The organism is Pseudomonas sp. 58 R 12, from assembly GCF_900005865.1.
GTDB classification, from domain to species: domain Bacteria; phylum Pseudomonadota; class Gammaproteobacteria; order Pseudomonadales; family Pseudomonadaceae; genus Aquipseudomonas; species Aquipseudomonas tritici.
In genome coordinates this window covers 33,549-51,871 of the sequence record NZ_CVTP01000016.1, presented here as the reverse complement: position 1 = coordinate 51,871, position 18,323 = coordinate 33,549, and the positions used below count along the sequence as shown (strand labels likewise).

General features: G+C 60.1%; 17 protein-coding genes. 5 read left to right on the top strand and 12 right to left on the bottom strand.

Annotation, left to right across the window (positions count from 1 at the left end; all coding sequences use genetic code 11):
• Window position 1 precedes the first annotated feature (1 nt).
• On the bottom strand, window positions 2-571 hold the full coding sequence (plsY, locus tag BFP95_RS09580; RefSeq protein WP_065871796.1) for a glycerol-3-phosphate 1-O-acyltransferase PlsY: 570 nt from the start codon (window positions 569-571) through the stop codon (window positions 2-4).
• A 74-nt stretch (window positions 572-645) separates the two neighbouring features.
• Here plsY and folB point away from each other — a divergent pair, with 74 nt between their 5' ends.
• Both folB and folK read left to right on the top strand, forming a co-directional pair.
• Window positions 646-999: a dihydroneopterin aldolase gene (gene folB / locus BFP95_RS09575; protein WP_032883867.1), complete on the top strand. Its 354-nt coding sequence runs from the start codon at window positions 646-648 to the stop codon at window positions 997-999.
• Window positions 990-1,508 carry a 2-amino-4-hydroxy-6-hydroxymethyldihydropteridine diphosphokinase gene (gene folK / locus BFP95_RS09570; RefSeq protein ID WP_065909925.1) on the top strand — a complete coding sequence of 173 codons (519 nt, stop codon included), beginning with the start codon at window positions 990-992 and terminating at the stop codon, window positions 1,506-1,508. Before folB ends, folK begins: the two co-directional genes overlap by 10 nt.
• A gap of 55 nt (window positions 1,509-1,563) precedes the next feature.
• Here folK and BFP95_RS09565 read toward each other — a convergent pair whose 3' ends face one another.
• The 11 genes from BFP95_RS09565 to BFP95_RS09515 form a co-directional block, all read right to left on the bottom strand.
• The gene (locus BFP95_RS09565; protein ID WP_065909924.1) at window positions 1,564-2,793 is read right to left on the bottom strand and encodes a multifunctional CCA addition/repair protein; all 1,230 of its coding nucleotides are present in this window, start codon (window positions 2,791-2,793) and stop codon (window positions 1,564-1,566) included.
• 63 nt (window positions 2,794-2,856) lie between these two features.
• A complete protein-coding gene (locus BFP95_RS09560) occupies window positions 2,857-4,422 on the bottom strand; it encodes a SpoVR family protein (protein ID WP_065909922.1) in 1,566 nt (521 codons plus the stop codon).
• Window positions 4,419-5,690 (bottom strand): YeaH/YhbH family protein, encoded by a 1,272-nt coding sequence (locus BFP95_RS09555; RefSeq protein WP_015886179.1) that lies wholly within the window; start codon window positions 5,688-5,690, stop codon window positions 4,419-4,421. Before BFP95_RS09555 ends, BFP95_RS09560 begins: the two co-directional genes overlap by 4 nt.
• A gap of 113 nt (window positions 5,691-5,803) precedes the next feature.
• Window positions 5,804-7,726, bottom strand: a complete 1,923-nt coding sequence (locus BFP95_RS09550; RefSeq protein ID WP_003194732.1) for a PrkA family serine protein kinase — start codon at window positions 7,724-7,726, stop codon at window positions 5,804-5,806.
• Window positions 7,727-8,010: 284 nt separating this feature from the next.
• Window positions 8,011-8,340 carry a thiosulfate sulfurtransferase GlpE gene (glpE, locus tag BFP95_RS09545; protein WP_065871790.1) on the bottom strand — a complete coding sequence of 110 codons (330 nt, stop codon included), beginning with the start codon at window positions 8,338-8,340 and terminating at the stop codon, window positions 8,011-8,013.
• Window positions 8,341-8,349: 9 nt separating this feature from the next.
• The gene (locus BFP95_RS09540; RefSeq protein WP_065871789.1) at window positions 8,350-9,189 is read right to left on the bottom strand and encodes a symmetrical bis(5'-nucleosyl)-tetraphosphatase; all 840 of its coding nucleotides are present in this window, start codon (window positions 9,187-9,189) and stop codon (window positions 8,350-8,352) included.
• Complete coding sequence (apaG, locus tag BFP95_RS09535) at window positions 9,189-9,569, bottom strand: Co2+/Mg2+ efflux protein ApaG (RefSeq protein ID WP_049711262.1); 381 nt, start codon at window positions 9,567-9,569, stop codon at window positions 9,189-9,191. The genes BFP95_RS09540 and apaG overlap by 1 nt, the downstream gene beginning before the upstream one ends.
• Window positions 9,570-9,675: 106 nt before the next feature.
• Window positions 9,676-10,488 (bottom strand): 16S rRNA (adenine(1518)-N(6)/adenine(1519)-N(6))-dimethyltransferase RsmA, encoded by an 813-nt coding sequence (gene rsmA / locus BFP95_RS09530; RefSeq protein WP_065891382.1) that lies wholly within the window; start codon window positions 10,486-10,488, stop codon window positions 9,676-9,678.
• Window positions 10,485-11,474 (bottom strand): 4-hydroxythreonine-4-phosphate dehydrogenase PdxA, encoded by a 990-nt coding sequence (gene pdxA / locus BFP95_RS09525; protein ID WP_065909917.1) that lies wholly within the window; start codon window positions 11,472-11,474, stop codon window positions 10,485-10,487. The genes rsmA and pdxA overlap by 4 nt, the downstream gene beginning before the upstream one ends.
• A complete protein-coding gene (locus BFP95_RS09520) occupies window positions 11,471-12,811 on the bottom strand; it encodes a peptidylprolyl isomerase (protein WP_065871786.1) in 1,341 nt (446 codons plus the stop codon). Before BFP95_RS09520 ends, pdxA begins: the two co-directional genes overlap by 4 nt.
• Window positions 12,786-15,596: an LPS-assembly protein LptD gene (locus BFP95_RS09515; RefSeq protein ID WP_065909915.1), complete on the bottom strand. Its 2,811-nt coding sequence runs from the start codon at window positions 15,594-15,596 to the stop codon at window positions 12,786-12,788. Before BFP95_RS09515 ends, BFP95_RS09520 begins: the two co-directional genes overlap by 26 nt.
• A 130-nt stretch (window positions 15,597-15,726) precedes the next feature.
• Here BFP95_RS09515 and BFP95_RS09510 point away from each other — a divergent pair, with 130 nt between their 5' ends.
• The 3 genes from BFP95_RS09510 to BFP95_RS09500 are packed head-to-tail and all read left to right on the top strand — an operon-like array spanning window position 15,727 to window position 18,192.
• Entirely contained in the window at window positions 15,727-16,752 is a 1,026-nt protein-coding gene (locus BFP95_RS09510) for an aminoglycoside phosphotransferase family protein (protein WP_065880133.1), read from the top strand.
• Window positions 16,749-17,423, top strand: a complete 675-nt coding sequence (gene murU, locus BFP95_RS09505) for an N-acetylmuramate alpha-1-phosphate uridylyltransferase MurU (RefSeq protein WP_065871783.1) — start codon at window positions 16,749-16,751, stop codon at window positions 17,421-17,423. The genes BFP95_RS09510 and murU overlap by 4 nt, the downstream gene beginning before the upstream one ends.
• Before the next feature lies 1 nt (window position 17,424).
• Window positions 17,425-18,192, top strand: a complete 768-nt coding sequence (locus BFP95_RS09500; RefSeq protein WP_065871782.1) for a TerB family tellurite resistance protein — start codon at window positions 17,425-17,427, stop codon at window positions 18,190-18,192.
• Window positions 18,193-18,323 lie beyond the last annotated feature (131 nt).

Below are 18,323 nucleotides of genomic sequence, written 5' to 3'. Positions count from 1 at the left end.
TTTAAAAATGCCGTTCGCGCCCGGCAAACAGGTCGCGTAAATTGCCCCGGTGGCGCCAGACGATCAGCAGTGTCAGTGCGCTCATCGGCAACAACGCCGCCGGTTCTTGCCAGGCCAATAGCGGCAGGGTGAGCGGGGTGGCGATCAGCGCGGCGAGTGAGCTGGTGCGGGTCAGGTAGAACGTCAGGAGCCAGGCAAGTACGGCCAGCAATGCCGCCGGTGGGTAAATCCCCAGCAGCATGCCGGCTGCCGTTGCGACGCCTTTGCCACCGCGAAAGCGGAAGTACAGTGGAAACAGATGGCCGAGGACGGCGCATACACCGATCCAGGCCTGTTGTTGCAGGGTAAGGCCGGCGAGGCTGGCGATCAGCACGGGCAGCAAGCCCTTGCACACGTCGCCCAGCAGCGTGAGTACGGCGAGTTTCTTACCGGCCAGGCGCAACATATTGGTGGCGCCGGCATTGCCTGAGCCACTCATTCGCGGATCGGGGTTTCCCGTCAGGCGGCTGAGCAAAATGGCGAAGGACAGCGAGCCGAGCAGGTAGGCGAGGATCGCCAGTGACCAAAACATGCTAACTATTCCGGGCGAGGACGCCCTGATTCTAACGGGGCATTGCGCCCTTGTCGTGCTGCGGAGAAGAGTGCTTGGACAGAGTGTTTATCGAAGGCCTGGAAGTCGACACCGTCATCGGGGCCTACGACTGGGAACGCGGAATCCGCCAATGCCTGCGCCTGGACCTGAGCTTCGCCTGGGATAACCGCCCGGCCGCCGCCGGTGACGACCTGACCTTGGCACTGGATTACGCCAGCGTCTCCGCGCGCATCCAGGCGTTTGCCGAACAATCCCAGTACCAGTTGGTGGAAACCTTTGCCGAACGCCTGGCGCAAGTGCTGATGAGTGAGTTCCAGATTCCCTGGTTGCACCTCAAGTTGACCAAGCCCGGCGCCGTGCCGGCTGCCAAGGGCGTGGGCGTGGAGATCGAGCGCGGATGTCGCTAACTCAGGTATACCTTGGCCTAGGCAGCAATATCGAGCGCGAATCCCATCTACGCGCCGGCCTTGACGCGCTGGCGAGCTTTTTGACGGATGTGCGCTGCTCGCCAGTGTTCGAAAGCCAGCCGGTGGGCATCAAGAGCGGTCCGTTTTTCAATCTGGTGGTATCGGCCTACACCGACCTGCCGCTGATGGAACTGGATCGCCGGTTGAAATTCATCGAAGCCGACAATGGCCGCTATGCGCCGGACCGCAAGGGCCTGCCGCTGGATATCGATGTGCTGCTGTATGGCGAGCTGGTGGGTAACTTCGATGGCTTGGTCCTGCCGCGTGCAGAGATCCTGAAAAACGCGTTTGTGCTGTGGCCGCTGTCGTTGATGGCGCCAGAGCGCGTGCACCCTGAGGTGGGCAAGACCCTGGCTGAGTTATGGCGCAATGCGCAAATTGACCAGGTGCTCGCGCCTGTCGGGTTTGAATGGCAAGGCCAGCAACTCACCCCAGACGCACTCTTATAGGCGCCGAGCTTCCTGTGGCGAGGGAGCAAGCGCCCTCGCCACGGATGGGCAGCGTCTAGAGAATGGGCTGTTCTTTGTAGGCCTTCAACGCCTTAAGCCTTTCGCGCTTCAGCGCCTCACCCAGTTCCGGGCCTTTGAAGCCCTTCTCCAGCAAGGGCGCGACGGCCACTTCGCGCGCCACCTTCGCCGCCCCGCGCAAATAATCCGCCTGTGGATAACTTCGCTGCTCCAGGCCTTTTCGGCCTCGGGCATCCATCTCGCAGGCGACCACAAATTCTTCAAAGCGCTGCGGCCGACGGTACACATCGAAACTGTGCAGCAATTCCAGCAACGTCGAGGCTTTCAACTCCAGCGCCCGATGGCCGTGGGTGTGATATTGGCCCACCAGCAGCGCCAGCTCCTGGCAGTCCTTCGGTACTTTGAAGCGTTCATTGACAGCCTTGATCAGCTTCAAGCCGGTGTGTTCGTGAGCAATATGCTGCGGCAGCTTATCCGCCGGCGTCAGACCCTTGCCCAAGTCATGCAGTAGGCAGGCCCAGCGCACGGTCAGCGGCTGTTTGTGCACGGCGGCTTGTTGCAGCACGCTCAAGGTGTGGATGCCGGTGTCGATTTCAGGGTGATGGGCTTCGGGTTGCGGTACGCCGAACAGTGCATCGACCTCGGGCATCAAGGTTTTCAATGCATCGCAGTCGCGCAGTATTTGAATAAACACTTGAGGTTGGTCTTCCATCAGCGCTCGGGAGATTTCTTTCCAACTGCGCTCAGGTGTCAGGGCTTCCAGTTCGCCGGATTCGCTGAGTTGACGCATCAGCGCCAGTGTTTCCGGGGCGACCGTAAAACCCAGGTGCGCGTAACGTGCAGCAAAGCGCGCAACGCGGAGCACTCGTAGCGGATCTTCGGCGAACGCCGGGGAAACGTGGCGCAGGATGCGCGCTTCAAGATCATGCTGGCCATGATAAGGGTCGGTCAAATTACCATCATCGTCTTCCGCCATGGCGTTGATGGTCAGGTCGCGACGGATCAGGTCTTCTTCCAGGGTCACCTCGGGGCTGGCGTGAAACACAAAACCGCCATAACCCCGGCCACTCTTGCGCTCGGTACGGGCGAGGGCGTATTCATCGCCATTTTTCGGGTCGAGGAACACGGGAAAGTCAGCGCCGACGGGTTTGAAACCTTTGGCCAGCATCTCTTCGGTGGTCGCCCCCACGACGACGCGGTCAACATCGGTGACCTTGATGCCCAGCAGGCGGTCACGCACGGCACCGCCGACTTTATAGATTTTCATGAAAAAGCCTCCATTAGCAGCACAGGATACCGCCTGTGCCTGGCCAATGGAGGCTTTGCTGTTTCAGAGATGAACGACGGCCAGGTCCAGTCGGCCGTAGTCGTTGTCGCTATGCTCGCTGCGCGGCGGTACATGGTGAGTCTTCATCACTTGGTCGCCCTGCAGGGTTTCTAAATGAATGTCGAAGCCCCATAGGCGGTGCAGGTGCTTGAGTACTTCCTCGGTGGATTCGCCCAGGGGTTTGCGGTCATGTTGCTGATGGCGCAAGGTCAACGAGCGATCGCCGCGCACATCGATGCTGTAGATCTGCACGTTCGGCTCGCGGTTGCCCAGGTTGTACTGCGCCGCCAGCGTTTCGCGGATGGTGCGGTAGCCGGGCTCGTCGTGGATGGCCGGTACCACTAGGTCATCCTTGAGGTCGTCATCCATGATGCTGAACAGCTTGAGGTCCCGAATCACTTGGGGTGACAGGTACTGCAGGATAAAACTCTCGTCCTTGAAACTGCTCATGGCGAACTTGATGGTGGACAACCAATCGGTGCCAGCGATTTCCGGGAACCAGTGGCGGTCTTCTTCGGTAGGGTGTTCGCACATACGCCGGATATCGCGGTACATGGCGAAGCCCAGTGCGTAGGGGTTGATACCGCTGTAGTACGGGCTGTCGAACCCCGGCTGGAACACCACGCTGGTGTGGGAGGTGAGGAACTCCATCATGAAACCGTCAGTGACCAGGCCTTCGTCGTACAGGTCGTTCATTAGCGTGTAGTGCCAGAACGTCGCCCAGCCTTCGTTCATCACTTGGGTCTGGCGCTGTGGATAAAAGTACTGGGCGATCTTGCGCACGATGCGCACGATTTCCCGTTGCCACGGTTCCAGCAGTGGTGCGTGTTTTTCCAGAAAGTACAGGATGTTTTCCTGAGGTTCGGCGGGGAAGCGCGCATTGTCCTTGTCGCTGTTTTTGCCGGCACGTTTTGGAATGGTGCGCCACAGGTCGTTGATCTGCTTTTGCAGGTGTTCCTCGCGTTCCTTCTGGCGCAGGCGTTCTTCTTCGGCGGAAATCGGGTAGGGGCGTTTGTAGCGGTCGACCCCGTAGTTCATCAGCGCATGGCAGGAGTCGAGCAAGTCTTCCACCGCATCAATGCCGTGGCGTTCCTCGCATTGCATGATGTACTGCTTGGCGAACACCAGGTAATCAATGATTGAGCTGGCATCGGTCCAGGTGCGGAACAGGTAGTTGCCCTTGAAGAAGCTGTTGTGTCCGTAGCAGGCGTGTGCGACCACCAGCGCCTGCATGCAGATGGTGTTTTCTTCCATCAGGTAGGCAATGCACGGGTCGGAGTTGATCACGATCTCGTACGCCAGGCCCATCTGGCCTCGGGTGTAGGACTTCTCGGTACTGAGAAAGTGTTTGCCGTAGGACCAATGGTGATACCCCAACGGCATGCCGACCGAGGCGTAGGCATCCATCATCTGTTCCGCGGTGATCACTTCGATCTGGTTGGGGTAGGTATCCAGGGCATAACCCGCCGCGATGCGGCTGATTTCCCGGTCATAGGCCTGGATCAGTTCAAAGGTCCACTCGGACCCCGTGGATATGGGTTGGCGCTTATGCTCTTTTTTGGCGGTCATGTCACTAACCTGCGCTGGAAGAGTTCACGGAAGACCGGGTAGATATCGCCGGCCGAGACCAGTTGCTGTTGGGCGAATGTGTCGGCAAAGGCTTCGCCAATGCGCTCGTATTCGAACCACAGGGCCTGATGCTCACGGGGGGTGATTTCAACGTAAGTGTAGTACTGCACGAAAGGCATGATCTGGTTGATCAGAATGTCGCGGCAGATGGGCGAGTCGTCGTTCCAGTTGTCACCGTCCGAGGCCTGGGCCGCGTAGATGTTCCACTCGTTGGCGGGGTAGCGTTCGGCCATGATCTCCTGCATCAGCTTCAAGGCACTGGAGACGATGGTCCCGCCCGTTTCCCGTGAATAGAAAAACTCCTCCTCGTCGACCTCCCGCGCGCTGGTGTGATGGCGGATGAACACTACGTCGATCTTGTCGTAGTTCCGCTTGAGAAACAGGTAAAGCAGGATAAAGAAGCGCTTGGCGATGTCCTTGGTGGCCTGGGTCATGGAGCCGGACACGTCCATCAGGCAGAACATCACTGCCTTGGAGCTGGGGTTGGGTTGTTTGACCAGCAAGTTGTATTTCAAGTCAAAGGTGTCGAGAAATGGTACGCGGTGAATACGTGCGCTGAGTTTCTCGATTTCCGCCTCTATTTCCTGGATATCGCCGAAGTTGTCCGGTTCTTCACGCTTCAGTCGAGCCAGCTCTTCCTTGGCGTCCCTGAGTTTGGCGCGGCTGCTGCCTGACAGGGCGATGCGCCGCGCATGGGCCGAGCGCAGGGTACGGATGATATTGATGCGGGAAGGGTTGCCCTCGTTGCTGATCCCGGCGCGAACGGTCTTGAAGGTGTCGGTGCCGGTCAAGTTGCGCTTGACCAGATTAGGCAGCTCCAGGTCCTCGAACATGAATTCGAGAAATTCTTCCTGGGTAATCTGGAACACGAACTCATCCATGCCTTCGCCGGAATTGCCCGCCTTGCCAGGGCCTTTACCGCCGCCACCGCCTTGTGGGCGCTGGATGTGCTCACCGGTGGTGAACTCCTTGTTGCCCGGATGCACGACGGTCTGTTTGCCGCCCCGGCCGTGGTGCAGCACCGGTTCGTCGATGTCCCGTCCGGGAATGCTGATTTGCTCGCCATGCTCCATATCCGTGATGGAGCGGCGGCTGACGGCCTCCTCGACGGCTTTTTTGATGTGGTCACGGTAACGCCGCAGGAAACGCTGGCGGTTTACCGTGCTCTTGTTCTTGCCATTGAGGCGTCGGTCGATCACATAGCTCATGGGGAGCCCTCCGGGCAGCTTCACGTTACAAGCTTCAAGCCGCGAGCTGGAAGCTTAGAGACAAGCGGTCAGCTGCCAGGCCTGGGGCCCGGCAGCGCACGCCTGTCGCTGCCTTACTGCGATTTGCGAACCCGCAGGTACCACTCGGAGAGCAGCCGTACCTGTTTGTCGGTGTAGCCGCGCTCGACCATTCGTGTGACGAAGTCGTTGTGCTTTTGCTGATCCTCCTTGCTGGCCTTGGCGTTGAAGCTGATGACCGGCAGCAGATCCTCCGTGTTGGAGAACATTTTCTTCTCGATGACCACTCGCAGCTTCTCGTAGCTGAGCCAGGTCGGGTTCTTGCCATTGTTGTTGGCCCGGGCGCGCAGCACGAAGTTGACGATTTCGTTGCGGAAATCCTTCGGATTGCTGATGCCGGCCGGTTTTTCGATTTTTTCCAGTTCCTCGTTGAGGGCGACGCGGTTGAGGATCTCGCCGGTTTCCGGGTCGCGGTATTCCTGGTCCTGGATCCAGAAGTCGGCGTACAGCACGTAACGGTCGAAGATGTTCTGGCCGTACTCGCTGTAGGACTCCAGGTACGCGGTCTGGATTTCCTTGCCAATGAATTCAATGTAGCGCGGCGCCAGGTACTCCTTGAGGAAGCGCAGGTAGCGCTCGCGGGTTTCCGCCTGGAATTGCTCCTGTTCGATCTGCTGTTCCAGCACGTAAAGCAAGTGCACCGGGTTGGCAGCGATTTCGTGGGGGTCAAAGTTGAAAACCTTGGACAGGATCTTGAACGCGAAGCGCGTCGACAGGCCGTTCATGCCCTCGTCCACACCCGCCGTGTCGCGGTATTCCTGGATCGACTTGGCCTTGGGATCGGTGTCCTTGAGGTTTTCGCCGTCGTACACGCGCATCTTCGAATAGATATTCGAGTTCTCCGGTTCCTTGAGGCGCGACAGCACGGTGAACTGGGCGAGCATCTTCAGGGTGTCGGGGGCGCAATGGGCCTTGGCCAGGGAGCTGTTGAACAGCAACTTGTCGTAGATCTTGATTTCATCGCTGACGCGCAGGCAGTACGGCACCTTGACGATGTAGATCCTGTCGATGAAGGCTTCGTTGTTCTTGTTGTTACGGAAGGTGTGCCATTCCGATTCGTTGGAGTGGGCCAGCAGGATCCCGGTGAACGGAATCGCGCCCAGCCCTTCGGTGCTGTTGTAGTTGCCTTCCTGGGTGGCGGTAAGCAGTGGGTGCAGCACCTTGATCGGTGCCTTGAACATCTCCACGAACTCCATCAGGCCCTGGTTGGCCCGGCACAGTGCGCCTGAATAGCTGTAGGCGTCGGCGTCGTTCTGCGGGAATTCTTCGAGTTTACGGATATCGACCTTACCCACCAGTGCCGAGATGTCCTGGTTGTTCTCGTCACCCGGTTCGGTCTTCGCCACGCCGATCTGGTTGAGGATGGACGGGTAGAGTTTCACCACGCGGAATTGGCTGATGTCACCACCGAATTCGGCCAGGCGCTTGGTGGCCCAAGGCGACATGATGGTGTTGAGGTAACGGCGCGGGATGCCGAAGTCTTCTTCGAGGATTGCGCCATCTTCCGTGGCGTTGAACAGGCCCAGGGGCGATTCGAAGACCGGTGATCCCTTGATGGCGTAGAAAGGCACCTTCTCGATCAGTTGTTTGAGCTTTTCGGCCAGGGACGACTTACCGCCGCCGACGGGGCCCAGCAGGTAGAGGATCTGTTTCTTCTCTTCCAGGCCCTGGGCGGCGTGGCGGAAGTAGGAGACGATCTGGTCAATGCATTCTTCCATGCCGTGGAAGTCTTCAAAGGCCGGATAGCGGCGGATCACCTTGTTGGAGAATATTCGCGACAGCCGCGAGTTGTTGGCGGTTTCCACCAGCTCCGGCTCGCCAATTGCCAGTAGCAGGCGTTCGGCGGCAGACGCGTAGGTGCTGCGGTCCTGTTTGCACAGCTCGAGATACTCTTGCAGCGTGAGTTCTTCTTGCTGTGTGGACGCGAAGCGTTGTTGGAAGTGGCTAAAGATACTCATGACGTCGTCACCTCGCTCGATACGTGGAGCCGACGCCGGATCAATCAGTCGATGCTGGCAGACATTGGCAGACGCCAATGACTGTTTTCCCCCCAAACACCCTGAAACACTACCGATGACCCGCACGCCGGTGTACCGGCTCTCCCCTGATTCGGATGGCCTGCGCTTAAGGATAGTTCGGAATCGGAGAGGTCAAGGCGCGATGCGCAATTAGTTTGGCTGCGCCGTTCGTCAGAAACGGCGCGAGCCCAAGCGTCACGCGGGGTAGCGGGGTTTGAAAAAAATTATTGCGAATTGCCTGAAGAAATTTCCGCAGGATAAGTCGCGCGCCACAGTTCAAAGCCACCGTCCAGGCTATAGACGTCGGAGAAGCCCTGGCTGATCAGATAGGCTGCTGCACTCTGGCTGGAGTTGCCGTGGTAGCACGCCACGATCACGGGCGCGTCGAGGTCGGCGGCACGGATAAAATCGGCGATGTTGACGTTGTCCAGGTGCTGGGCGCCGCGGATGTGGGCCGCCAGATAAGTCGGCTGGTCACGGATGTCGACCACTACGGCGCCTTTTTCGCGCAGGGCCTGGGCTTGTTCGGGAGGGATACGTTTGAATTCGCTCATGGCGGGCTCCTAGGGCTTGGCGGTGATAGGTTGGGGCGATTCGCACTGGCAGCTCTGGCGCTCGCCGGTATCGATATTCATCAGGGTCATGGCGCCGCCCCACACGCAACCGGTGTCTAGGGCGAACACGCCGGGCTCATCGCATTTGCCCTCAAGGGCCGCCCAGTGACCGAAAATGATCTGGGTGTCGCGGGCCTTGCGGTCCTTGTGCGCGAACCAGGGTTTGTAGCCTGGCAATGCGGTGTCGGCGCCTTCCTTGCTTTTGAGGTCCAGCTTGCCCTCGGCGGTGCAGAAGCGCATGCGCGTGAAGTAGTTTGTGATCACCCGCAGGCGCGCAACGCCGGTGAGATCGTTGTCCCACTTCACTGGCTCGTTGCCGTACATGCCGTCGAGGTAGGCGGTGTACAGGTTGTCATCGGCCAGGGCGCTTTCGACTTCCGCGGCGCACTTGAGCGCTTTCTTCAGTGTCCACTGGGGCGGGATGCCAGCATGGACCAAGGCCATATTGCGGCCTTCGTCGTAATGCAGGATTTTTTGCCGGCGAAGCCAGTCGAGCAACTCGGTGCGATCCGGTGCTTCGAGGATTTCCCGCAGGGTATCGCCCTTTTTCAGACGCTCAATGTTACGGCCGGCCGCGAGCAGGTGCAGGTCGTGGTTGCCCAGTACGCACACCAAGGAATCGCGCAGGCTATATAAGTAGCGCAACGTCGCCAGGGACTCGGGACCGCGATTGACCAAGTCACCGACCAGCCACAGGCGATCTTTCGCTGGGTCGAAGGCTACGCGGTCAAGCAGGCACTTGAGGGGCTCCAGGCACCCTTGCAGGTCTCCGACCGCGTAGGTCGCCATCAGTGCAGGGCTCCGGGCACGGCGAGGCGGAAGGGCGGGATGATGGCGTCGAACAATTTACCGTCGGTGGCCTTCATCTGATAGGAGCCCTGCATGGTGCCGACTTTGGAGGTCATCACCGTGCCGCTGCTGTAGGTGTGGCTCGCGCCGATGTCGATCAGCGGTTGCTGGCCTACCACGCCTGCGCCGCGTACTTCCTCGACCTGGCCGTCACCGTCGGTGATCACCCAGTGGCGGGACAGCAGCTTGGCCGGCACCAGCCCGTTGTTTTTCACCGTGATGGTGTAGGCAAAGGCGAAGCGGTTTTGTTCAGGTTGCGATTGATCCGCCAGGAAGCGGGTGACGACGCTGACGTCGATCTGGTAGCGAGGATCGGACATGCAAGAGGCCTTAAAAGCAAAAGCGGAGGACAGCAGATGCGGGTCAGTCTAGGCCAAGAACGGGGCACTAGGCCAGACATGGTGTCTGGCCCAGGTACGGCCGGCTTCAGTCCGCGGCTGGCGCAGGCTGGATGGCAAGCTGGTCGGCCAGGCGCACGAACGCCGCCAGGTCCAGTTGCTCGGGGCGCAGGCTGCCGTCGACGCCAGCAGCTTCGATTTCAGCGGTGCTCAGCAGGTTCTTGAGTGTATTGCGCAAGGTTTTGCGGCGCTGGTTGAACGCTTCGCGCACGACTCGCTCCAGCAATTTGTGATCCTTGGCCGGGTGGGGCAGCACGGCGTGAGGCACCAGGCGCACGATGGCCGAGTCGACCTTCGGCGGTGGGTTGAACGCGCCGGGCCCGACGTTGAACAGGTGTTCGACGCGGCAGTGGTACTGAACCATGATTGACAAACGACCCCAATCACCACCACCAGGCCCTGCAGCCAGGCGCTCGACCACTTCCTTTTGCAGCATGAAGTGCATGTCGCGGATGATCCCGGCGTTGTTCAGCAGGTGGAAGATCAGCGGCGTGGAGATGTTGTATGGCAGGTTGCCCACCACCCGCAGGCTATTGGGCGCTGCGTTGAGGCTGTTGAAGTCGAACTTTAGTGCATCGCCCTGATGCAGGTTGAAGTTGGGCTTGTCGGCGAACTGCTGGTTGAGGATCGGGATCAGGTCCTTGTCCAACTCAACCACATCCAGTTGGCCGCCACTGTTAAGCAGGCCTTTGGTCAGTGCGCCCTGGCCCGGGCCGATTTCCAGCAGGCGGTCTTCGGGCTTGGCATGGATAGAGCGCAGGATACGGTCGATCACGCCAGCGTCGTGCAGGAAGTTTTGCCCGAAGCGCTTACGCGCCCGGTGTTGGTAATGCTCGGTCATATACGGGTCTCGGCCATCTGATAGGCGGTTTCCAGGGCCACGTGCAGGCTGCCGGTATCGATCTTGCCGCTGCCCGCCAGGTCCAGGGCGGTGCCATGGTCGACGGACGTCCGGATGATCGGCAGGCCCAGTGTCACGTTGACGGCGGCGCCGAAGCCTTTGTATTTAAGGACCGGCAGCCCCTGGTCGTGGTACATCGCCAGCACTGCATCGCAGTGCTCCAGATATTTGGGGGTAAACAGAGTGTCCGCAGGCAGTGGGCCACGCAGGTCCATGCCTTCTTGGCGCAGACGCTCCAGGGTTGGTTCGATGATGTCGATTTCTTCATGGCCCAAGTGGCCGCCTTCACCCGCGTGGGGGTTGAGCCCACAGACCAGGATGCGCGGCTGGGCAATGCCGAATTTCTGTTGCAGGTCGGCATGCAGGATGCGCGTCACACGCTCCAAACGTTCGGCAGTGATGGCGTCCGCAATCTCACGCAGGGGCAGGTGCGTGGTCACCAGGGCGACTCGCAGGCCGCGCGTGGCCAGCATCATGACGACTTGAGCGGTGTGGGTCAGCTCGGCAAGGAATTCGGTATGGCCGGAAAAGGCGATGCCAGACTCATTGATCACGCCCTTGTGCACTGGGGCGGTGATCATGCCGGCGAAGTCGCCGTCGATGCAGCCTTGCCCTGCGCGAGTCAGGGTTTCCAGCACGAACGCCGCATTGGCCTTGTCCAGTTGCCCGGCCACTACCTTGGCCTGCAGCGGGGTGTCCCACACATACAGGCTGCCGGCGGGAGCGGGCAGGTCGGGCCAGTAACCCGGCGCCACGTCCAGCAAATTGACGGCCACACCCAGCTGCGCGGCCCGCTCGAGGAGCAGGTCACGGCTGGTAATGGCGATCAGGGGGTGTGGCTGGGATTGCGAGGCGAGCAGCAGGCACAGGTCAGGACCAATGCCGGCCGGCTCGCCGGGTGTCACCGCGAAACGCTGGGGTTTCACTGAGTAGCCTGGTCGGTGCCTGTTTGCTCGGCGCCTGGCAGCTTGTTCTCAACGTAGGCTTCATCGCGGATCTGACGCAGCCAGGTTTGCAGCTCTTCGTCGTATTTGCGGTTACGCAATACGTTCAGTGCTTGTTGCTCGCGGGCCTGGTTGGTGTTGTCGGTGGCGCGACGGCCAAGGACTTCCAGCACATGCCAGCCATATTGGGTCTTGAACGGCTTGGACAGCACACCTTGCGGAGTATCGGCCATCACTTGCTGGAACTCTGGCACCAAGGCTTTCGGGTCGATCCAGTTCAGGTCGCCGCCGTTGAGGGCAGAACCCGGGTCTTCCGAGAAGCTTTTGGCCAGGGTGGCAAAGTCTTCACCGCTTTCGATGCGGTCATAGATCTTCTGGGCCAGTTCCTTGGTTTGCGCTTCGGTGCGGATTTCGCTTGGTTTGACCAGGATGTGACGAACATGTACTTCGTCTTTCAGTGAGGTCTCGCCACCGCGTTTTTCCAGCAACTTGAGAATGATGAAACCGCCTGGGGTACGGGCTGGTTGAGTAATGCCACCCACTTCCATAGCGCTCAGCTCGCGGTCGAACGGAGGCGGCAATTGAGCGGCTTTACGCCAGCCCATGTCACCGCCTTCGAGGGCGTTGTCGCTGCCGGACTGGGCGATCGCCATTTGGGCGAAGTCGGCACCGGCCTTCAAGCGATCATAAATAGCCTGGGTTTTAGCGGCGGCTGCATTGAGCTGCTCGGAGTTGGCGCTGTCCGGTGTCGGGATCAGGATGTTGGCCAGGTGCAGTTCTTCGGAAAGCTGCATCTTGCCCAGGTCCGACGCCAGGAAGTTCTTCACTTCCTGCTCGGACACTTGAACCCGCTCGGCGACACGGCGCTGACGCACACGGCTGATGATCATTTCACGGCGGATCTGGTCACGGGCGTCCTCATAGGACAAACCGTCGTGGGCCAGGGCTGCACGGAACTGGTCAATGCTCATGTTGTTGCGCTGGGCAATGGTGCCTACCGCCTGGTTCAGTTCTTCGTCCGAAATACGGATGCCGGAACGATCACCGATCTGCAATTGCAGGTTTTCGACGATCAGGCGCTCCAGAACCTGTTGGTCCAGGACGCTGGTCGGTGGCACGCCACCGCCACGCTTGGCGATGGTTTGCTGGACTTCCTTGACGCGTTGGTCCAGTTGGCTCTGCATGATCACGTCGTTATCGACGATGGCCACTACCTTATCCAGCTGTTGAACCGCAGCGTGTGCCGATGCGGTCCCCAGGAACAGCGCGCCCAGCACTAGCGGGCGCAGACAATCAGAAAGCTTGGTTTTCACGTTCACGATAACCTTCAATGCCTTTGTCGAGGAAGCTCTCTACCTTGGCGCCGGTCAGGCCGCCGAGTCCTTTGAGGACGATCTGGAGGAAGAGCCCGTGGTCACCCTTTTCGTTAAGCGGGGCGATCTGGCTGTATTCGTCGTTGGAAACCCAGTAACGGTTGATGAGGCGCAGTTTCCAGCAGCAGTTGTCGTACTCGAAACCACCGAAGGCTTCCAGGGTACGGTTGCGGGCGTAGTCATACTGCCAGCGGGTGATCAGGTTCCACTGAGGAATGATCGGCCACATCATCGAGAAGTCGTGTTGTTGGATTTTGTAGTAATCCTTCACGTAGTTCGCGTCGCCTGGCTGGCCGTAGTCACCACCGAACTGCCATTTGCCGGTCAGCTGGTTGTAGACGACCTGGTCGTTACGATAGCGATAACCGACGTTGATGATCTTGTTCGGGTTGTCTTCCGGCTGGTAGTGAAGCATCGCGCTGCCGGAACGAGGACTGTGTTCTTCTGTGTCCCAGTTGTAGTCGGCCGTGGCGCGCCAATCGCGGTTGAAGCGGAACTCGTAGTCCAGGGCGACTGGCGATACGTCCGACTGTGCATCGGCACGGTCGGAGGCCAGGATGCCCGGCAGTTGAACTTCACGATCCTTGAAGTACAGCGCCTGGCCCACGGATACGCGCTGGCGCTCGAAACCGTTGTCTTCGATCCAGCGGCTGGTCAAGCCCAGCGACAGCTTGTTCTCGTCGCCGATACGGTCGGAGCCGCTGAAACGGTTGTCGCGGAACAGCGACGCGTAGCTGAACGAGTACTCGCTGGTGTCGAAGACCGGGATGTCCGCCTGGTCCTTGTTCGGCACGTACAGGTAGAACGCACGCGGCTCGAGGGTCTGGCGATAGTCTTTGCCGAACCAGTTGGTATTGCGGTCGAAGTACAGGCCGCTGTCGACGCTGGCCACCGGAACCGCACGGTCCTGGGAGCTTTTGAAGGTGCCGCCCGCGTACGGGTTGGCTGCGGTTGCTGCAGCCTGATCCGCAACGATCTGGTTCTTGCCGATGTTGTCCAGGTCCAGGTCGTACTTGGTGTACACGTACTTGAGCTTCGGCGTGACGAAGCCGTAGGTCCAGTTCATCGGGTATTCAACGGCCGGCGCCACGTTCAGGCGGGTACCGTTGGCACGGGTCAGGCCACGGACGTAGGTGTCCAGGCGACGCTCGATGTCCCCGTTTTCATTGGTGAAGTTGCCGTTCTCCAGGTCGCGGTCGAAGCGTACGGCTTCGGTCTCGTAGCTGAAGTTCAAGCCACCCGGATGGTACGGCAGGGTACCGTTGAAGGTGATCTGCGGCAGGCGGTCATACGGGGTGACCTGGGAAATCGTCGCCAGCTGGTAGGCCTGCAGGTTCAAGCGAGCCTGGAAGGTGTCGCCGCGATACGTCACGGAGCCCTGCTGGTTGACGTAGTCGCGACTCTCGACACCTTCCTGGTAGGACTTGAGGTCCTGGAAGTAGTAAGGGTCGCTGATCGTCGTGTAGTCGACCTGGGTCATTACACGCGAATCCAACCCGCCCTGGTGTTGCCAGTTGAGCATGTAGCGGGTTTTTTCGTAATCGGTCTGACGCTTGCGCTCGTCGTTGTCGTCGTTCAGGTACGCGCCGCCGAACTGGCCTTCGCTGGACTTGGTGAGGTAGCGGAATTCGCCTTCCATCATCATGCCGCGCTTGGTCATGTATTGCGGGTACAACGTGGCGTCGTAGTTTGGCGCCAGGTTGAAGTAGTACGGCGTAACCAGGGTAAAGCCGGTTTCGCTGCCGCTGCTGAAGCTCGGTGGCAGGAAGCCGGATTGACGACGGTCGTCGATCGGGAAATAGATGTAAGGGGTGTACAGGATCGGGATGTTCTTGATCCGCAACGTCGCGTTGGTAGCCGTACCGAAGCCGGTGGCCGGGTTCAACGTGATGTTGTTGCCTCGCAGCTGCCAGGCGTTGCTGTCGGGCTCGCACGTCGTGTACGTACCGTCCTTGAGACGGATGATCGCGTTTTCGGCACGCTTGGCGTACAGCGCGTTACCGCGGATACGCGACTTGTGCAGCACGTATTCGGCGTTGTCGATCTGGGCGGCGCCGGTATCGAGTTGCACTTCGGCATGGTCGCCGACGATCAGTGCACCGTTGTCGCGCAGACGGACTTTGCCGTTCAGCTCGCCACGGTTCTCGGCCTGGTACAGGCTGGCTTCTTCGGACTCCAGCTGCATGCTGCCCTGGCGCATGACGACGTCACCGGCCAGGGTCGCGACTTGCGACTCCTGCTCGTAACGCGAGGCTTTGGCACCGATGAAGGTGGGCGCATCGCTCTTGTTCGTCTTGTCGTTCATGCCAGGACGAATCGGCTCGATGTACGCACCGCCGCAGTACGGGCCGGTTTCGGCCAACTGTGCGGCGGTCAGTTTGTCGCGCGGTACCCAGTCCAGGTGGCTGTAGTCGGCGCTGCGCGAGCGCAGGCCACGGCCCTTGGAATCGGTGACCAGTGCGGTCTGCGGCACGGCCTCGGCTTTGCCGCCAGCATCGGCTTGCGCCGTGCTGTTGGCGGAGCTGACGGCTGCGCCGTCATGCACCGGGCGTGGTGGCAGAGGGGCTGCGGCGGTTTTCGGCGCGCAATCCCAGGCACCCGAAGCAGAGACTGAGCAGTCATACTGTTCCGCGGCGACCACGAATGAGGTGGCGAAGGGTTGCAAGGCCAGCAGACTGCCGGTTACCAGCAACGGAAATTTTCTACGAAACGCGGGGGATTTCAATGCCATCTTATTAGTCCGGGCTTCCTGCGTGCCATCTGCCCGCGGTTTGGGCCGCACGCCTCTCGATGGTCTGAAAAAGATGCGTGATAATAAAGCATGCCCCGCTTGACGGCTAGCGCCGTCGGAGACCCTTGTAATGCCCGAGCAAGATCTACGTTTACAACAGCTGCAAGTCTGGCTGGATGAGCAGTTGCCGATCCTTTTCAACGCTCAAGGCTGGGGTGCCGTACCCCCGGCCACATTGACCGCGGCCAGCAGCGACGCGAGTTTCAGGCGCTATTTCCGTTGGGAAGGTGGCGGTCATACATTCGTGGTAATGGATGCGCCCCCCCCCCAGGAAAACTGCAAACCTTTCGTCGATATCGCACATTTGCTGGCGAAGTCAGGGATAAATGTTCCAAAAATTTATGCAGAAGATTTGCCGCGAGGCTTTCTTTTGCTCAATGACCTGGGCAGAAAAACCTATCTGGACGTGATTGACGACAAAAACGCCGACCCCTTGTTTGCTGAAGCCATCGATGCCTTGCTGGCTTTCCAGCAGTTGCCGATGGACGCGCCATTGCCAAGCTATGACGTTGCTCTGCTGCGCCGTGAGCTCGAATTGTTCCCGGAGTGGTACGTGCGTCGCCATCTGGGTATCGAACTCGATACGCAACAGCGGGCGCTCTGGCAGCGCGTCAGTGACCACCTGATCAACAGTGCCCTGGCGCAGCCGAAGGTGCTGGTGCACCGCGACTATATGCCACGCAACCTGATGATCAGCGAGCCGAACCCCGGCGTGCTGGATTTTCAGGACGCGGTCTACGGCCCGGTGACCTACGACATCACCTGCCTGTTCAAGGACGCCTTCCTCAGTTGGCCCCAGGCCCGCGTGCGGGAATGGCAGCGCGGCTATTGGGAGCGCGCGGGACGACTGGGCATCCCGGTGCAGGCCGATTTCGACGACTTCCTGTGTGCCAGCGACCTGATGGGCGTGCAGCGCCACCTCAAGGTGATCGGTATTTTCGCACGCATCTGCCATCGCGACGGCAAGCCACGCTACCTGGCCGACGTGCCGCGCTTCTTTGCTTATATAGAAGCGGTATTGGCGGATCGCCCGGAGTTGAGCGAACTGGGTGAATTGCTGGCCAGCCTGCGCCCACCTGCCGAGGCAAGCGTATGAAGGCGATGATCCTGGCCGCAGGCAAAGGTGAGCGGATGCGTCCGCTCACGTTGCACACGCCCAAGCCGCTGGTGCAGGCCGGCGGCAAGCGTCTGATCGAGTATCACTTGGAGGCGTTGGCCAAGGCCGGCTTCACTGACATCGTGATAAACCATGCCTGGCTCGGCCAGCAGATTGAACATTATCTGGGGGACGGCGCGCAGTTTGGCTTGCGCATCCGTTACTCCCCCGAGGGCGAGCCGCTGGAAACCGGCGGTGGGATTTTCCAGGCATTGCCGTTGTTGGGCGACGAACCCTTCCTGGTGGTCAATGGCGATATCTGGACCGACTACGACTTCACCCAACTCAAGCGACCGCTCAAGGGCCTGGCCCATCTGGTGATGGTCGACAACCCGGCGCATCACCCTTCAGGTGGCGATTTCTACCTTGATCAAGGTTTGCTTCATGATGCTGCGGCCGGTGCCGATAACCTGACCTTCAGTGGCATTTCAGTGCTCGACCCCAAGCTGTTCGCGGGTTGCAGTGCGGGTGCCTTCAAGCTGGCGCCGCTGTTGCGGGCGGCCATGGCTAAAGGTCTGGTAACGGGGGAACACATGGCGGGACGCTGGATTGATGTCGGCACGCTGGAGCGCCTGGCGCAAGTCGAAACCCTGCTGACAGCGGGGCAGTAACATGCTGTGGCCAGGGACGCTGATCGGCGCGGGGGCTGGCTTTGCCATAGCCAGTATTCCGGGGGCCTTGTTGGGTGCGCTGTTGGGGCAGGCGCTGGACCGTCGCCTGCAACTGCAAAGCTGGGCGCAGTTGCGCGAGCGACTGGGCGGGCGCCCGGCGTTGCGTAATGACGAGCTGTTGTTTGTGTTGCTGGGGCGTTTGGCCAAGAGCAATGGGCGAGTGGTGGACGGACATATTCAACAGGCGCGTCAGGAGATGCGCTCGCTGGACATGACCGAGTCAGCCCAGCGCCGTGCCATCGCAGCGTTCAATCGTGGCAAGGCCGGCTCCGATCGGGTGCGCCGCTATTTGCGTGTGCTCAAGGCGCAACCCCATGCGGCGGAAGGGGTATTGCGCGCGTGCTGGCGCATGGTCTGGGCAGATGGCAAGGCGGATGACGCCGAGCGTGACTTGATCGACCTGTGGGGCAAATGGCTGGGCTGGACGCCGCAACAGCTCCAGGCGCTGGCCGCCGACTACACACCGGAGCGTAAGCCGCTGGTCAGTCGTGGGCCCACCTATCAGGACGCGCTGCGCTTGCTGGGTGTGACGGCCACCACCGAACCGTCGGTGATCAAGCGCGCTTATCGCCGCCTGCTCAGCCGCCATCACCCGGACAAGGTTGCCGGCAGTGGCGCGAGCGCTGCGCAAGTGCATGAAGCCACCGAGCGCACGCGCGAACTGCACAATGCCTATGCATTGATTCGCGAACGGCGGGATTTTCGCTGATTATTTTTGCGTGAAAAACCGATCTACTGTGGGCGCTGGCTTGCCTGCGATAGCGGCGGGTCAGCAAAGCCTTTGGCACTGATAGCCCGCCATCGCAGGCAAGCCAGCTCCCACATTTCGACCGGGTTGCC

Coding starts and splice junctions, on each gene's coding strand:
- plsY (WP_065871796.1), bottom strand. CDS start 571: ATGTTTTGGTCACTGGCGATCCTCGCCTACCTGCTCGGCTCGCTGTCC.
- folK (WP_065909925.1), top strand. CDS start 990: ATGTCGCTAACTCAGGTATACCTTGGCCTAGGCAGCAATATCGAGCGC.
- BFP95_RS09565 (WP_065909924.1), bottom strand. CDS start 2,793: ATGAAAATCTATAAAGTCGGCGGTGCCGTGCGTGACCGCCTGCTGGGC.
- BFP95_RS09560 (WP_065909922.1), bottom strand. CDS start 4,422: ATGACCGCCAAAAAAGAGCATAAGCGCCAACCCATATCCACGGGGTCC.
- BFP95_RS09555 (WP_015886179.1), bottom strand. CDS start 5,690: ATGAGCTATGTGATCGACCGACGCCTCAATGGCAAGAACAAGAGCACG.
- BFP95_RS09550 (WP_003194732.1), bottom strand. CDS start 7,726: ATGAGTATCTTTAGCCACTTCCAACAACGCTTCGCGTCCACACAGCAA.
- glpE (WP_065871790.1), bottom strand. CDS start 8,340: ATGAGCGAATTCAAACGTATCCCTCCCGAACAAGCCCAGGCCCTGCGC.
- BFP95_RS09540 (WP_065871789.1), bottom strand. CDS start 9,189: ATGGCGACCTACGCGGTCGGAGACCTGCAAGGGTGCCTGGAGCCCCTC.
- apaG (WP_049711262.1), bottom strand. CDS start 9,569: ATGTCCGATCCTCGCTACCAGATCGACGTCAGCGTCGTCACCCGCTTC.
- rsmA (WP_065891382.1), bottom strand. CDS start 10,488: ATGACCGAGCATTACCAACACCGGGCGCGTAAGCGCTTCGGGCAAAAC.
- BFP95_RS09515 (WP_065909915.1), bottom strand. CDS start 15,596: ATGGCATTGAAATCCCCCGCGTTTCGTAGAAAATTTCCGTTGCTGGTA.
- BFP95_RS09510 (WP_065880133.1), top strand. CDS start 15,727: ATGCCCGAGCAAGATCTACGTTTACAACAGCTGCAAGTCTGGCTGGAT.
- murU (WP_065871783.1), top strand. CDS start 16,749: ATGAAGGCGATGATCCTGGCCGCAGGCAAAGGTGAGCGGATGCGTCCG.
- BFP95_RS09500 (WP_065871782.1), top strand. CDS start 17,425: ATGCTGTGGCCAGGGACGCTGATCGGCGCGGGGGCTGGCTTTGCCATA.